Origin of the sequence: Microcoleus sp. Pol8_D6 (assembly GCF_036700965.1) — a bacterium.
In the GTDB taxonomy this organism is placed as follows: Bacteria; Cyanobacteriota; Cyanobacteriia; order Cyanobacteriales; family Microcoleaceae; genus Microcoleus.
Map to the genome: position 1 here is coordinate 19,581 of NZ_JAUBPW010000010.1, position 16,722 is coordinate 36,302.

The following is a 16,722-nucleotide window of genomic DNA, read 5'->3' on the forward strand; positions in this document are numbered from 1 at the left end:
TCCATAGTAAATGCAAACAGTCAACAAATTTAATCTAAAAAAAATACTTATTTTAATTTGCAGTCTGGTCGCAATTTTCGCAATCATCTTATCTATATACTCTCACAATGCTAACGCTCAAGAGCCTTATAATTCATCTCCAGAAAGCACTGTAGCGTCCAAAGGGTTGGTTGAGGTCAAAATGACATTAATTGCCGTTGATCCCATTAAAAACGAACTAGAAGCCCGCTTGCAGTTTGAACTCAAAGGTATCTATAAAAAAGGGCCAACTTACCCGGCTCAAGACTTGTTGATGACAGTTAACGGCGCAAACGTACAGGATTCGGAAATTACCTTTAAAGAAGGCAAACCGATGATTGTCCCTGCATTGAAGTTTAACTTAGTCAAAGGAAAAATTAACAATTATCCGTTTGACAGGCACATTGCTAAAGTAGCTATTTCGATTGATCCGCTGCCTTCGATTGGGAAAAAGTTTGCTCCCTTTGAACTGAATCCCGTGCCGCTGGAATTTAAGTTCCATGCCGATGTTCCAGGTTTCGACATCAGCTATAAGCCGATGGAAGAGAATTCATCTATCTTTATTTATATCGATGTTTCTGCAACTCGATCGCTGCCGGTGAAATTCTTTGCGTTAGTGATAATTGTGATCATGTGGGTGCTGTCAATTATGGCGCTTTTGCTAGCATTAAAAGTGATGAAATCAGGCAAGTTGCCGGAAGTGGGAATGTTGAGTTGGACTGCTGTCATGCTGTTTGCTTTTCCCGCAATTCGCAACGCTCAACCGGGGGTGCCTCCCGTGGGAACTGCCAGCGATTTCCTTTCCTTTTTTTGGACGGAAATTATAGTTGTGGTGGCGTTGGTGATTATCGGTAGCTGTTGGTTAAAGCGGTATCATCCGCCGATTGAATGATTTTAGATTTTAGATTTTATATTGGAATAATTTACCCCCGATATAAATCAGGGGGATTGTAGCTTGGATACTTTCAATTAACAGCCAAAAGTCAAGTGTTAACTAAATTAAAAGATTCAATTTTTGACTTCCAAATTCTCAATATCCTTTGCGGGTACGCCCAAACCGCGCAAGATAGTAAAAGCCATAATTCGATATCCCGATTGATTTGGGTGCACTCCATCTGCAGCCAACAAATTCAGAGTTTTACCCGCGTGCTTTTGATACGTGCCAATAACTTCCCGAAAAGGCGCATTCAAATCAATAAACAAGCACTTATTCTCTAACGCAATTTCTTGCATCGCGGCAACATACTGTTGCAACCTGCGATTTTCTGGGCCGTCGATACTTTCCCCTATCAGAGTAGGAGAAAGCAGTACAACTCGAATTCCTGCGGCTTTTGCCGCCAGCACCATTTGAGTTATTTTCTCCCGATATTCTGCCACTTGCACTCCTGCAGACCAGTTGCCTTCCGGATAAAACTGATTGTTTGGGAAGTCGAAGAAAGCGTTCCAAACGTCGTTGACTCCGACATTAATCATCACTAAACCTGGCTTTTGGTCGATCGCATCTTTCTGGAAGCGCGCTTGCATATCAGTCGATTTGTTACCGCCGATCCCGGCGTTGATGATTTCGATTTTGCGATCGGGATAAAGGGCATTCAGATAGCGTTCCAGCAGCCAAACGTAACCTCCGGGGTATTTCCCCGCCTCGGTGATGCTGTCGCCCACTATCACAATTTTGCGCTTGCCAGTGAGCAAGTTCTGGATTTCTGGTGCCGGTGTTGCTTGGGATACGGATTCTTTAAACACTGGAATTAAGGAGTGAGGAAGGTTGAAGGCGATAACAGCAGCAATTACGGCAATGGCAAGTCTAATTAAAAATTGCCTCAGCCGGGGTTTGGGACGGGGCGATAGCGCATTGGGAGACATTACGCAGATTCCTATTAAAACTCTAACTATTTATGTCTGCAATAATATTATCCATTGCAGGGGTTTTTGTCACTTATTTCAATAACTCAGTCATGGACTAACAAAAACCTGGTTTGGACGCCACATCCTAAGTTATAAGCCTTAAGGCAGAAACCTGGTTGTTGACCCCGCCTGCGTAAGTTGTACAGGTGAAATCACTGAGGTTTTTGTTGCCCCGATCAGTCCGTGTAATTCCCATCACAAAAAAGTTCGCCCAATGTCACATGATTTCTGCTACTTACGGCACAACTTGAGCAGGTGTTCGCAGTTTATAATATTATTGATTAGTTCAGGAAACAACTTTTCATGCGAGGTTAAAGCAATGGTAGCAAATTCAAATTTTTTATATCCTCAAAATCGCTATTACGGTGAGGTAAAACCAGAGAATTTGGTATTTAATGCGAATTTACAAGAGTTTTCTCAGCGAGTGGGTTACATCAGTTCCTTGACATCTAACGGTAAAATCTCTGTGGAACAGGCATTTACTCAGATCCAAACACTGTGGGAACAGGTGGAAAAGTCGAAAAAGCAGTTGGGAATTGGCGAAAATCCATTTTCAGCTTGAATAATTAGCGGTTGGCTTGGAAGTTGAGTTACGCGCCATTGATGCCGATCGATTAATCCACAGCTTAAGATGAAAAATGAAAAAGTAGCTAGTGGCGATCGACCTTTTTGCCTATGAGTTCTGATTTAGTACCCCTCCTTCCCAAAGTATCCGTCGGCCGCCGCGCCGCGGCCCTCTGCATCGACGGAATCGCAGTTTGGCTGCCCAGTTTGCTTCTGGGCAATAATGCGATTGTCCAAACCATATTTTTTGTCCTGCTGTGGCTGATCATGCGCGTAGCCATCGTCAGGAAAAACCAAGGTCAAAGTCTGGGGCGCTGGGCCTTGGACATGAAAATTGCCGATACCAGATTCCACCGGACTCCCGGAGTGCAAGAACTCTGCAAGCGCGAAGCCTTACTGGGCTTTTGCGCCGCCTTAGCCTTCGCAGGTATAGGTGGACTCACATCTACCAACGCCGCCGTCTTGCTGCTGATGCTGCCCCTGGCGATCGACTGTAGCGTTGCCCTCACCTCCGCCGAAAGATTTCCCCAAGCTTTCCACGATCGCATCGGCGGGACGATCGTCGTCGGAACCCGCCGTGGCTACTCCCTCGACATCAAAGTTAGAAGATTGCTTGACCAAGTGCAGAGCAATGTGAGAAGATAATAAATTGTGTTTAAATTAGTCGAAATTTATTTAGAATTATGGCTAAAGGCGTCCGCATCATAATTACTCTAGAGTGTACTGAGTGCCGTACAAACGTAAGCAAACGCTCAAAAGGCGTGTCTCGGTACACCACCACCAAGAACCGTCGCAACACGACGGCGCGGCTGGAACTCAAAAAGTTCTGCCCCCATTGCAACAGCCACACTGCCCACAAAGAGATCAAGTAGTGATTAGTCATTAGTCCTTAGTCATCAGTCATCAGTTGTTGGCAATTGATATTGAGCCGCGAAAAGCAAATAACTAACCAATGCTTTCCTAACGGCTAGCAACTAACGGCTAATAACTAAAAACTCACAATCAACAGTCAACAAACAACAGTCAACAAACAACAAACCATGACTTATTTTCGCCGGCGCGTTTCGCCCATCAAACCAGGAGACCCGATCGACTACAAAGATGTCGATTTGCTCAAAAAATACGTCACAGAACGCGGTAAAATTTTGCCCCGCCGGATTACCGGTTTGACAGCAAAACAGCAGCGAGACCTGACCAGAAGCATCAAAAGAGCAAGAATTGTAGCTTTGATGCCCTTCGTAAACCAAGAAGGTTAACAGGATTTGGGATTTTGGGTTTTAGATTTTGGACTGGGAATAAGACTTGCGCGAAAAAAACGTCTTTCTGTAATTAGTAGTGCAGCAAGAATGCAGCGAAATAATCGCGAAATAGGGTTAAGAGTCGCCGCAGCGCAAGTCTTAATCACAAGTCAAAAGTTAAAAAAAAAGCAAGAAGAAAAAACAACTTTTTAGATTTTAACTTTCACAATTGACCAGAAAAATTGCCAATATCCAAAATCTAAAATCGCAAGCTCGAAACTCGATAAGTGGCTACTGTAAAAATCCAAAATCTCAAATATAAAGCTGGCAAGTGGAGAAGGGAACGTTAGTAGAATTTAGAGTGCACGGCGACCGCCGTCTGGCAGTTGCCGATCGCCCCGACGGCAAGAAAAACTGGGTGGTGGTAGACGAAAACGGTCAACCGCACAGCATACCGCCCAAACAAATCACCTACGAAGTAGTCGGAGAAACTTACAAACCCTCCGATATTCCCCAATTTCTCAAAGAAGTAGAAGCCTACTCAGATCCGTCGAGTTTGGAAGTCGCTTGGGAACTTTTAGTCGGTGACGGAGAAACAGCAGATCCCGAATCCCTGGCAATGCTGTTATTTTCTGAGAGTAGTGCGGCCCAGTGTTACGCGGCCTACTGTTTGCTATCAACAGATAAGCTGTATTTCAAACAAAAGGGCGATCGCTACGAACCGCGACCGGCAGCCCAAGTAGCCGAAATCAAACACCAGCAAGAAGTAGAACAGCAGCGACACCAAGAATCCCAAGGATTTTGGGATCGAGTCAAACAGCGGCTGGCAGGGGAAAATGTAGATTGGGAAAATAGCGATCGAACTCGCCTCGACGCCCTAGAACGCTTTGCCCTCCTCGGAGAAGAAGCAACGCACCGCACCCCAGCCTTAGAAACTTTAGCCAGCTTACAACGATCCGAAAACCCTGAAGCAGCATTTGGTCTCCTAGTCGATCTCGGCCTCTGGAGTACCCACGAAAACCTGTTTTTGCGGCGCAGCCAAATTCCCCTACAATTCTCCGCAAAGGTATTAGAAGTGGCCCAACGCTGCCTAGAAAATCCCCCAACCGACTCCGACACAAATCGTCTCGATTTAACTCACCTCAAGGTTTACACGATCGACGACGAAAGCACCACGGAAATCGACGACGGCCTCAGCTTAGAATTCCTCGAAAACGGCCAGCAGCGCCTGTGGATACACATCGCCGATCCCACCCGCCTGCTTTCCCCCGGAGACGAACTCGACCTCGAAGCCAGAAAGCGCACCACTACGGTTTACCTGCCCACGGGAATGATCCCCATGTTTCCCCCAGCTTTGGCAACCGGGCCGATGAGTTTAATTCAAGGCAAAGAGTGCAGCGCCCTCAGCTTCAGTGTCACCTTAGACGAAATCGGCGCGGCTCAAGATTACAGCATCCACATCAGCACCATCAAACCCACCTACCGCTTGACCTACGATGACGTAGACGAAATGCTGGAGTTGGGAATCGAAGCAGAACCGGAAATAGCAGCGATCGCACAAGCAGCAAAACTGCGCCAAAAATGGCGGGAAGCCCAAGGCGCAATCAGCATTTTCATGCCCGAATCAGTCATCAAAGTCAACGGCGACGACATCAAAATCCACGTCATCGAGGACTCCACAGCCCGGATGCTAGTAGCCGAAATGATGATTTTAGCCGGCGAACTAGCCGCCCGCTACGGTCAAGCTCACAACCTGCCCATACCCTACCGCTATCAGCCACAGCCCGAACTCCCTCCCGATGAAGAACTGCTAGCCGTACCTGCAGGCCCCGCCCGCGCTTGCGCCGTGCGTCGGTGTATGCCCCGCAGCGAAATGGGCCTTACCCCCGGACGCCACGCCGGCTTGGGTTTGGAATTATACACTCAAGTTACTTCCCCGATCCGTCGCTATACCGACTTGCTGACTCACTTCCAAATCAAAGCCCACCTGCGGGGCGAACCACTGCCTTTTTCCGCCGAAGAAATACAGGACATTGTGATGTGTCTCGGCACCGCAGTTAAAGAAGCATCCACCGTCGAACGCCAAACTAACCGCTATTGGGGATTGGAATATTTGCGACGCAACCCCGATGAAGTTTGGGAAGCTTTAATGCTGCGCTGGCTGAGAGAAGACAGCAATCTCGGATTGATTTTATTGGAAGAGTTGGGTTTAGAATTGGCAATGCGATTTGGTCGATCGGTCGAAATAGGCGATCGACTAGAAGTCAAAGTCACCCACTGCGATCCGCGATCGGATGTCATTAACTTCCAGGAAATGATATTTGAAGCCGCACAATAGGATTTTAGATTTTAGATTTTAGATTTTGGATTGCAAAAATCTGTGTTGAAGGCTGAAACTGAGGAGAAATCTCGTTTTTAGTAGAGTTTCTGACCCCCTCGCATCCCCCTTGTCAAGGACAGGGGGGTAAAAAAGATGATGGTTTCATATCTAGTCCTGTAAAATAATCGTAATTCTTGTCAGGGCTAGTTCACCCACGATCTGTAATATAAGCCAGGCATCCCGTAAACCCGCCCCGACCAAAATATTGGGGTCGATCGACTCGACATCATATCCGATCCCAGAGGGGCAATACTTTTGACGTTAAATTGACACGCTTTGCTATCTCCTCTGTTCCTCCGTGTCCTCCGTGTCCTCTGCGGTTAATAAAAAAACTTCAGCATCATAAAAATTGGAAAATTTTACCGCAGCCTAGTAATCTAAAATTTAAAATTTAAAATCCCAAAATGCCCAATTCAATTAGCCAAGTTCAGCCGCCACTGGAATTCATACCCCCAGCCTACAACCCGCTAGTGGTGCAAGGTTGTAAGCAAATATTCCCGTGGTGGCTGCGATTTCGGACGAGTATCAGCCACGTTCAAGCCGAAAACGTCGAAACCCTCGCCGAACTATTCCACCAATTTCAAAATCAGAAAGTTCGCTTCTTGCTAGCCTTTCGCCACCCCAACTCAGACGATCCCTACTGTTTGGGACAACTAATTTGGAAACTCGTTCCCCAGGCAGCGCGCGCCAAAGGCATTCCCCTGCAATTCCCGGTACATTCCCACTTTATCTACGATCGCGGCATTCCCCTGTGGGCCGGTGCCGGAGTCGGCTGGTTGTATTCCCAACTCGGTGGTACTCCGATTGTTCGCGGTAAAATCGATCGCGTCGGATTGCGATCGGCCCGCAATTTATTTGCCAACAGCCAATTCCCGATCGCCGCTGCCCCAGAAGGCGCCACCAACGGTCACAATGAAATAGTTAGCCCCCTCGAACCGGGAATTGCTCAAATGGGCTTCTGGTGCGTTGAAGATTTGCTGAAAGCCGGACGCACTGAAAAAGTTTTAATTGTGCCGATCGGCATTCAATACCGCTATATCAACCCACCTTGGCAACCCCTAGAAAAACTTTTAACTCAATTAGAAATTGATTGCGGACTGCCACCATTAGATCGCACCGAAATCGAAAATTTAAATACTGCAAATTCCGCTTCCGAAAACCACAATCACAAATTCCAATATCTGCGCCTAATTCGACTTGGCAGCCATTTGCTAGCAGTAATGGAAGAATTTTACAGCCGTTTTTATCATAAAAATTTACACCCTGAAACATCTATTTTGACATCATTATCGCTACCAGAAAAAACGGGAAATGATTCGGGCAATGAAGTAATGATGGCTCGACTGAAAGCTTTGTTAGACGTGGGTTTGCAAGTAGCAGAAGAATATTTTAACTTAAAGCCCAAAGGCAGTTTAATAGACCGCTGCCGCCGTCTGGAACAAGCAGGCTGGGAGTATATTTATCGAGAAGATATCAAAGATATTGCAGCACTTTCTCCCTTAGAAAGAGGATTAGCCGATCGCCTCGCTGAAGAAGCAAGTCTTCGGATGTGGCACATGAGACTTGTAGAAAGTTTCGTGTCCGTCACGGGCAGGTACGTCGAAGAACAACTGACAGCAGAACGTTTGGCAGAAACAACTTTACTGCTGTGGGACGTACTGGCTCGCATCAAAGGGGGAAATCCTTTCGGTCGCCCCAAGTTGGGCAAACAGCAAGTACAAATGACCGTGGGCGAACCCATATCAGTGAGCGATCGTTGGGATCGATATCAAACCAGCCGCAGGTTAGCAGTTGCCGAACTCACTCAAGACTTGCAATCAGCTTTAGAAGCAATGATTAAATCTTAATTACTCAGATAAACAAGAGCTTCTAGGGAAGAAGGAATATATATGTTTATTCACTACGTTTTTTTTGTGTGAATTATAAACAAATTGTTATAGACTTTTGGAAGAGGTCTAATGAACCGCAAACCCTCGCTCGACAATGAACCAATAAAAATTAGCGATGACTAACAAACCTATCGATTTGTCTACTAACTCAATTAAGGTAAAACTGCTAAATAATTTAGCGCAGGAATTGCTCACACCACTCACTTCTGTCCTCGGCATGGCAAGCGTGTTGAAACAAGAAATTTATGGCCCATTAACGAGCAAGCAAAAAGAATATATTGACGTGATCCAAGACAGCAGCCGCTCTTTGCGATCGCTAGTTGAAGAAATTTTGGAACTGGCAGAACTAGATGATTCCGCTTTCACCTTGAAGCGAACCGCAGTCGATATAGAAACTTTGTGCCAGCAGGTTGTGACAATCCTATCCTCGGCGGCAAGTAGACGAGAGCAAGAAATTAATTTGTCGATGGGGCCCGGGTCGCGCATCTGGTTGGTAGATAAAGATAAGGTTCAGCAAATGCTGCACCACTTAATTTTTAGCATTATTCAATCTGCTGGGGCAGGCAGCGTGATTCGAGTCCACGTTTCTCGGAAAGAAGACGGTATCAACATCGGAGTTTGGGTTTTTCATCCTTGGTTAGGGGAAAGTTTGCCCCATGCTAAACTCTACACCGACTACTTGTTGAATGCCGGATCTGGTAGCGGTTCGCCATCCAACTCCGAAACCGACTCCCTCGGACTCGAACCGCAATTCCCGACACAGGGTTCGCAGCGCTTAACGCTGGCGTTTTCTGAGTTGGCGGCTTTGGTGGCACAGAATGCAGAGGATAGCGCACCTGTTTTAGCTGGTTACGGGGCGCGGGAACGCTTGGGGCTGCTGCTTTGCTGCCAATTGGTGGAAATTCAAGGCGGTCAACTCTCGATTCAAGGAACCCCGGAATCTGGATATCGCTACGTGCTCTGGCTGCCCTGCACAAATGCTACGGAATTGTTGGAAGGCTAAAGAAGGAAGAAGGAAGTTCGGCAACGGATTTTCTAACGGATGTAACGGATGGAAAGAAGAAGGAAGAAGAAACAAGTCATTTGTTAATTAATACTGAGATGTTGCACCATTCTCAATAAGCCTTTTAGGCGCGGACTCGCGTGCCCCACCCACAAGAAATTTATTTTTTGGGGAGCCGACCAGAAAAGCCTTCAGGAAGAATGGCGCAAGATTGGAGTTACTACCAATTGTCCATGCTTTTAGACTCAATTCCCCATTCCCAATTCCCAATAATCAATCTAAAAATGAATTCAGTTTGGCAACAGTTAACTCTGGCAAATTTGCCACTCTCTCAGTGGCAAAGTAGAAGTTATTTATTCAATTTGGCGATCGGCTCTTTACGCAGTTGGCGACAAAGTAGCTGGCTGATGCAGTGGGCAGAACCATTGGGTTTTGTTTTGCTGGCCTTGACTTTCGGTTTTGCGCCGTTTGTAAACAATGCCTTGGTGGGGGTGTTGATGACGGCTAGCGCTGCATTTTGGGTACTGCTAACTGTTTCGGACGATCGCGAGATCCCCTTCACGCCGATTCACTTGCTGGTACTGCTGTACTGGGGCATAGCCACTGTCGCAACAGCGATGTCGCCGGTGAAAGTCGCCGCTGCTACTGGTTGGAGCAAGCTAACGCTGTATTTGCTGTTTTTTGCGCTGATGGCTCGGATATTGCGATCGCCCCGTTGGCGATCGTGGTTAATTGCCCTATTTTTGAACGTCTCTCTAGTTGTCAGTTTCTACGGCGTGCGGCAGTGGATTGACAAAGTGCCGCCATTAGCTACTTGGAACGATCCGACTTCTACTCAAGCCAATGTCACGCGAGTTTACAGTTTTCTGGGAAATCCTAACTTGCTTGGTTCCTATTTACTGCCAGCTATTGCATTGAGCGCCGCCGCACTTTTTGTGTGGAAAGGATGGGGAACAAAAATTTTAGCGCTGACGATGCTGATAGTGAATTGCGCGTGTTTGCGCTACACGGACAGCCGAGGTGCTTGGATCGGTTTTGTGGCTCTACTGGTGGTATTTTTAGTGCTGCTGTGGTACTGGTACAGCCCTTTGATGCCTCGGTTCTGGCGAACTTGGGCGCTGCCGTTAGGGTTAGGAGGTTTGGCTGGGGCCTTAATTTTGGGAGTGGCTTTAGTGGAGCCTCTGCGCGATCGAGTTTCGAGTATGTTTATCGGCCGAGGTGACAGCAGCAACAATTTTCGGATTAATGTTTGGACGGCAGTGATTGACATGATTCGCGATCGCCCAATTCTCGGAATTGGCCCGGGAAACACTGCTTTTAATAAAGTTTATCCGCTTTATATGAAGCCGAGATTCACTGCTTTGAGCGCTTATTCCGTGCTGCTGGAAATTGCGGTGGAAACCGGTTTTATCGGTTTAATGTGTTTCCTTTGGCTGATGACTGTCACCGTCAATCAAGGTTTGTTGCAGATAAAAAATCTGCGGGATGCACAATTTAACATCTCTAATTTAGAGGAAGAATCCCGAAATCCCAAATCTCAAATCCCAAATCTCAAATCGAATCAGGGGTTTTGGTTGATTGGGGCGATCGCAACTTTAGCCGGCATGATGGCCCACGGTTTTGTCGATACCGTTTGGTACCGACCAGAAGTTAATATGCTGTGGTGGTTGATGGTGGCGATTATTGCTAGTTTTTACAGCAACTCGCACCATCAGGAAGATTCAGCTTTGACGGAGGGCGAGTAGATAGAAGTGCTGGCGGGGCTTTCTCCCCGCCCGGTGCGGTGCGGATGCGAGCAAGAGGGTGTTGCTCCTGACATCATCCGCTTTCGCATCACTTGAAACCATTTTCCAGCAAGGATTCCACCCCTTATATCAAATCCGTTAGCATCGGAATAGTAAATTCAAGTTCGCTGTTCACTGTTGACGGTTGACTGTTCACTGTCCACTGTCAACCGTCAACCGTCAACATCATGTATGAGTGTAACCGGAAATGATATTATTTCTCAAATACCGCTCCTCCAAGCCCTACGAATACTCAGTTAGCCACGGCAGTACAGTCACTACTGCTTTGGCTAACAGGAATTTCAATCCAGAATTCAGCCCCTTGACCGGGTTCAGAAAAGCATTGGAGGGAGCCACCATGTTTAGCAACTACAATTTGATAGCTAATTGACAGTCCTAATCCAGTCCCTTTACCAATAGGTTTTGTGGTGAAGAAGGGGTCAAACACCTGTTGTCTAACCTGTTGCGTCATCCCCGAACCGTTGTCTTGAATTTGAATCACCACTCTTTTAGAATGACTAGACTGAGTATTGTTAGTAAATAACTTAGTCCGAATTGTGATACAACTTGGATTATTGAGTGCGTCTTTTGCAGAACGCTGAGCGTTGTAGTTATCTAAAGAATCAAGCGCGTTTGCCAGAATATTCATAAATACCTGGTTCAACTGACCTGCATAGCACTCTACCGTTGGTAAATTGCCGTATTCTTTGATAACTTCAATGGCAGGACAATCGGGTTTTGCTTTCAGCCGATTTTGCAAAATCATAAGTGTGCTGTCAATTCCCTCATGGATGTCAACAGGCTTCATTTCTGCTTCATCCAGTCGCGAGAAGTTTCGCAGGGATAGGACAATTTGACGAATGCGATCGGCCCCTACTTTCATTGAACTCAGTATCTTGGGCAAGTCTTCAATCAGGAACTCCAAGTCGATTTCTGTAATCTTCTCCTCAATTTGGCGGTTGGTCGCTGGATAGGTCTGTTGATAAAGCTCCACTAAGTCCAGTAAATGCCCCGTATACTCAGCAGTGTGGATCAGATTGCCGTAGATGAAGTTCACTGGATTGTTGATTTCATGGGCCACTCCAGCCACCAGTTGCCCCAACCCTGACATTTTCTCAGTTTGAATTAATTGGGTTTGCGTGCGTTGCAGTTGCTCTAGGGTGGCAGAGAGATGTTGATTTTTCTCGTGCAATTCCTGAGTTCGCTGCTCCACTCGCTCTTCCAGCGTGTGGTTTGCTTGCTCCAGTTGCGCTTTTGCCAGGGCAAGCTTGTTGTATAGCATTGCATTTTGTAGCGAGATCGCTGCCTGCGCCGTGAGCAACCGCAGAACTTCCATACGGCTGCGGGTGAAAGCGGCGATGGTCAAATTATTTTCCAGATACACCATGCCAATCAGGTTGCCGCGATTACAGATTGGCATACACAGCAAGCTTTTGGGCTGTTGTTGAATCATGTAGTGATCGGTGGCAAAGGTCGTTTCCAGTCGGGCATCATCCAGCACTAAAGGCTCGGCAGTGCGGGAAACATAGTTGACAACGGAGTGGGGAATGTCGCGGCTCGATCGCAGGGGTCGCGAGGGCAAGCCAAACGCCGAATTTTCACCGAGTTGGGAGCGCTGGGTTCCTACTTCTAACGGAGTTTCGAACTCAATATTGGTCGCGGTTTGGGCCACAATCACCCACTTTTCCTCATGTCGCAGCAGCAGTACACATTTTTCGGCTCCGGCATTTTCAACCACTACCTGCATCAACGTTGCCAGTAGCTTCTCCAACTCAATTTCTCCGGCCAGCGCATGAGATGCTTTGATCACCGTTGCCAAATCTAGAGCTTCGGAAATGCTGTAACTGCTACTACGTCCCGCCCCGGTGGTGGTGGAGCGAACGGCCCGGATGGGAGAGCTTGCGTCGTCGCCCTGCACGATCGGAGTCAAGAGTTGGGGATAGCGGTGTTCCAGGTCATCTAGCTTTGCCTTCGCGCCCCAGCGTCCGTAGGCATAATAGGCATTCGTCAGGTAAACCTGAGCGATCGCTTTTTTGCCCCAGTCTAGATAGAATCGAGCTGCAAGTTCGTTGGCAAGGGCTTCTTCTTGCGTGTATTCGTTGGCTTTGGCCGCCGCGATCGCGCGATCGTAGTGATCGAGCGCGACCGCCGTTTGACCCAACACCCGACACCGTTCCGCTGCCACCAACTCAAATTTATGCAGATAATTCATGGGCGCATGACTGGCCAAGGTTTGCATTTTTTGCTGGTTCTCAGTCACTCGTTGCAGCAATTCTGCCTGTTCCAACAATGTAGCAATAGGATAGGCAGCCAGCGCAGTGAGCGAATCATAAAACTCAAAGACCGGAATCGTGGCGTATCCAGTGCCTGCTCCTAGATACTGTCTGGCTTGAGTAGCAGTTGCGATCGCCAAAGACAGATCCCCAAACAGATAGCAGAGAATTAGTTTATGAACGTAGAAATAGTGAAGTCCTGTAAATTCATTTGCAGCAATTAGCTGAGGTAATAATTCTTCCTCCTTCAATGCTTGACCAGTCAGAACACAAGCATTCTGGGCCTTGCCTAGTAAGTTAAGAACCGCTTGATGATAGATCCGGCAGTAGTTGAGGGTGGTAGTTAGTTGGAAATTCTCCAGGACAAGACTATAAGCCTGCATATCTTCCTCTAGCCGAGGCAGTTCCCGCCCCAGGAAATAGGAATACTGACAAATATCTTTCGCATTGAAGCCGACGTAATAGATATTTCCCGTGTCGAGCGCAATTTTATAGCCTTCCAACATCAACTCCACAGCATTCTGGAGATGAGATTTCAGATAGATGATGAAAGCACCCACGACATATAAAACCGTGGGCTTGATGACGTTGATATTCAACTTGGCATTCAACCCTAACGCCAATTTGCCCACCCGAGTGGCCACTTCAATGTCTTGCAAAATCCCGTTTAGAAGAATTCCGTAGCAGGCATAGCAGAACGCAGAAAAGGGCGCATTACCATACTGAATCGAGGCTTTCACCTGCGACAAAATGAGCAACGGAAACAGATTCGGGGCGGCAATATAAACAGCGGGAGCCACACTGGCAACAATTTGAACAACCGCCAGTTTGTCTGCCGCCGTCATCATCGGCAAATCGACCAGTTCTTCTGGATTACGCCCGCCCAGCAGAACAGCCGTTTCTTGCAGGGCTGCCTGAATGTCAGCCGGGGTCGGTTCAAGAGGAAAAACCAGGCCGAACTGTGCCATTGCTTGCCGAGCGATCGCGATCGCAGCCAGCACATTATTTTGGACTGTATAGGCCTGAATTTTGATGTCGTAAATGCCCACGCGATCGAGCAAAGTCTTGGCTTGCTGCATCACTGCCTCACCCAGTTCCTCCATCTGCTCATAGGCTCCGCAGAGATAAGCCGCTTCAGCGGCTGACTCATGCAGAGACAGGGTTAACGCATACTGACGATGCCAGCAGTCCGATCGCAGCAAGCGGATTCCCCCGGTCAAATACTCAATAGCAGCTTTGTGTGCGGTGGAAGCGAGCGCTTTTCGTCCTGCGATCAGGTTGAGTTGAGCGAGTTGCTCCCGCTCGTCCTGCGATCGAATCAACTCGATACCGATATTCAGGTGATTCACAATCTCAAAAACGTTGGCTTCTCGCTCGGCTTCTGGCACATTGCTCAACAGCCGTTGCCCGATTTTGAGATGAGTCGCCTGTTTGTCATCGTCTGGAATCAACGAGTAGGCTGCTTGTTGGACGCGGTCGTGAAGAAAGTGGTAGGAGACGATCGGTTTTTCCTGAGCGCTAGGGATGGGTGCATTTTCTGTCACAAGTGTCCAACCATCGGCCGGGAATAATTTGTATCCCTCGCCGTTGGGCAAAATCACTCCTTCTTTGAGGGCTTGCCACAAAGCAGCAGCCGTCTCTGTGGGAGATTGCTCATACACGATCGCCAACGTTTCCAGGTCAAACTGGTTGCCAATACAAGCCGCCAGTTTCAAGACATTTTGGGTTTCCAGCGACAACTTCTGCAATTGCTTAGCCACAAATTCCACCACATCCTCAATCAGGCTCATAGCGCGGATTGGGGCGATGTCATAATGCCAACCGCCCACCGAAGCATCAAATACAATCAGTTCATCGTCATAAAGCGATTTAATAAATTGATTGCTGAAAAAAGGATTCCCCTGGGTCTTTTGATGCACCAACTTTGTCAAGGTCATTGCTTGCTCTGGTGAGGCATTTAGAGTATCGGAAATCAAGTAATTCAGGTGGATAGGGGTCAAGGGAGCTAGAGCAATTTTATTGACCGTGACCGATGCCTGCTGCAGTTCTTCAATCATCTGCATTAACGGATGCGCGGACGAAACTTCGTTATCCCGATACGCACCCACCAGCAGCAAATAGTGGCTTTTTGCTTCGCTCATCAGCAGTTGCATCAGCTTGAGCGAGGCGGAGTCTGCCCATTGCAGGTCATCCAGAAAAACCACCAGGGGATGCTCTTGCGTGGTGAAAACCTGGATGAACTTTTGGAACAACAGATGAAAGCGATTTTGGGCTGCACTGCCGGACAGTTCCGACGCAGGAGACTGTTCACCAATGATTCGTTGGAGTTCTGGAATTACTTCGATGATCACCTGGCTATTCTCGCCCAGTGCCGCCAGAATCTTGGTCTTCCATAGATCGATATGGGCATCGCTCTCGGTCAGCAGTTGCCCCATTAAGTCGCGGAACGCCTGCACCAAGGCCGAGAAGGGGATATTGCGTTGGAATTGATCGAACTTGCCTTTGATAAAGTACCCGTATTGGCGCACGATCAGCTTGTGCACTTCGTGGACGACGGCCGTTTTGCCCACGCCGGAAAAGCCCGCCACCAGCATCAGTTCGGTGGCACCCTGCTGCACCCGCTCAAAGGCTGCCAGCAGCATGGTCACTTCCGCTTCCCGACCATAGAGCTTTTCAGGAATCACGAAGCGATCGCAAGTATCCCGGTATCCCAGCTTAAACGGCACAATGATGGCCGTTGCGTTCCATTGATGCAAACAGGTTTCCAGATCGTGCTTCAGTCCCCAGGCGGTCTGATAGCGATCTTCGGCATTCTTCGCCATCAGTTTGCTCACCACCTCCGAGAGGAGCTGGGGCACGGCAGGATTCAGGTTATGGACGGCGGGGGCTTGTTTGGCGATGTGGCAATGTATCAGTTCGAGCGCATCGTCCGATTGAAACGGTAACTGGCCAGTGAGCAATTCGTAGAAGGTGATGCCTAGCGAATAGAAATCGGTGCGGTAGTCAATGCCCCGGTTCATCCGCCCGGTTTGTTCGGGGGATAAATACTCCAGCGTCCCCTCCAGCATTGAAGGACTGGTCAAAAGTTGCGTTTCTCTGGGCAGCAGGGAAGCGATGCTAAAGTCAATCAGCTTAATCTGCTTGGTGGTGGGATGAATTAAAATATTGGCAGGCTTGATATCTTTATGAATAATGCGATGACGGTAGAGATTGTGGAGCGATTGGGCAAGGGCGATCGCAATCTGCAAAAATTCGGTGAGAAACAGTGGCTCGTAGCGAGGAGCCTTATGAAGTGAGGTGTTCACTTCATAAGGCTGGCCCCAAAGCGCTGCATACTCCTTGAGTGAAATTCCTCCGAAGTCCTCCATAATTAGAGCAAGCTGATTTTGGTAGGTTTCCAGACTATAGAAACGGACAACATCAGCCATGTTCAAACTTTGGGCGATCGCATATTGGTTCTTGAATTGTGCTAATTCAACCAGGCTGGGATAAGCCGTTTTTAGAAGTTTGATCACAACGGGGATTTGATCCCACTTGCGCCAGCCCCGGTAAACAACCGTTCTGGAACTGGTGTAAATCATTTCATGAATTTGATATCCTGGAATTCCAATCAAGCTCTTTAGCATAAACCCTGTTCAAGACAATGGATTCATTCTATCCACTCTCAA

11 protein-coding genes are annotated in these 16,722 nt (G+C 47.8%); 9 read left to right on the top strand and 2 right to left on the bottom strand.

What is annotated here, in order from left to right; genetic code table 11:
* Positions 1–10 precede the first annotated feature (10 nt).
* Complete coding sequence (locus QUA10_RS06400) at positions 11–910, top strand: DUF4436 family protein (RefSeq protein WP_333081787.1); 900 nt, start codon at positions 11–13, stop codon at positions 908–910.
* A gap of 116 nt (positions 911–1,026) precedes the next feature.
* Here QUA10_RS06400 and QUA10_RS06405 read toward each other — a convergent pair whose 3' ends face one another.
* The gene (locus QUA10_RS06405) at positions 1,027–1,881 is read right to left on the bottom strand and encodes an SGNH/GDSL hydrolase family protein (RefSeq protein WP_333081786.1); all 855 of its coding nucleotides are present in this window, start codon (positions 1,879–1,881) and stop codon (positions 1,027–1,029) included.
* A 361-nt stretch (positions 1,882–2,242) separates the two neighbouring features.
* On the opposite strand from QUA10_RS06405, the gene QUA10_RS06410 reads away from it, so the two are divergent.
* From QUA10_RS06410 to QUA10_RS06445, 8 genes are all read left to right on the top strand, one after another.
* Positions 2,243–2,485: a DUF7219 family protein gene (locus QUA10_RS06410; RefSeq protein ID WP_190658612.1), complete on the top strand. Its 243-nt coding sequence runs from the start codon at positions 2,243–2,245 to the stop codon at positions 2,483–2,485.
* 113 nt (positions 2,486–2,598) lie between these two features.
* Positions 2,599–3,132: an RDD family protein gene (locus tag QUA10_RS06415; RefSeq protein ID WP_333081785.1), complete on the top strand. Its 534-nt coding sequence runs from the start codon at positions 2,599–2,601 to the stop codon at positions 3,130–3,132.
* A 38-nt stretch (positions 3,133–3,170) separates the two neighbouring features.
* A complete protein-coding gene (rpmG, locus tag QUA10_RS06420; protein ID WP_006631376.1) occupies positions 3,171–3,359 on the top strand; it encodes a 50S ribosomal protein L33 in 189 nt (62 codons plus the stop codon).
* 168 nt (positions 3,360–3,527) lie between these two features.
* Complete coding sequence (rpsR, locus tag QUA10_RS06425; protein ID WP_006631377.1) at positions 3,528–3,743, top strand: 30S ribosomal protein S18; 216 nt, start codon at positions 3,528–3,530, stop codon at positions 3,741–3,743.
* Positions 3,744–4,056: 313 nt separating this feature from the next.
* The gene (locus tag QUA10_RS06430) at positions 4,057–6,063 is read left to right on the top strand and encodes a ribonuclease R family protein (protein ID WP_333081784.1); all 2,007 of its coding nucleotides are present in this window, start codon (positions 4,057–4,059) and stop codon (positions 6,061–6,063) included.
* Positions 6,064–6,509: 446 nt separating this feature from the next.
* Positions 6,510–7,952 carry a 1-acyl-sn-glycerol-3-phosphate acyltransferase gene (locus QUA10_RS06435; protein ID WP_333081783.1) on the top strand — a complete coding sequence of 481 codons (1,443 nt, stop codon included), beginning with the start codon at positions 6,510–6,512 and terminating at the stop codon, positions 7,950–7,952.
* A 157-nt stretch (positions 7,953–8,109) separates the two neighbouring features.
* Positions 8,110–8,997 (top strand): histidine kinase dimerization/phospho-acceptor domain-containing protein, encoded by an 888-nt coding sequence (locus QUA10_RS06440; protein WP_333081781.1) that lies wholly within the window; start codon positions 8,110–8,112, stop codon positions 8,995–8,997.
* A 284-nt stretch (positions 8,998–9,281) separates the two neighbouring features.
* A complete protein-coding gene (locus tag QUA10_RS06445) occupies positions 9,282–10,742 on the top strand; it encodes an IctB family putative bicarbonate transporter (protein WP_333081779.1) in 1,461 nt (486 codons plus the stop codon).
* Positions 10,743–11,034: 292 nt separating this feature from the next.
* On the opposite strand, the gene QUA10_RS06450 is transcribed toward QUA10_RS06445, so the two are convergent.
* A complete protein-coding gene (locus QUA10_RS06450; protein WP_333081778.1) occupies positions 11,035–16,680 on the bottom strand; it encodes an AAA family ATPase in 5,646 nt (1,881 codons plus the stop codon).
* Positions 16,681–16,722 lie beyond the last annotated feature (42 nt).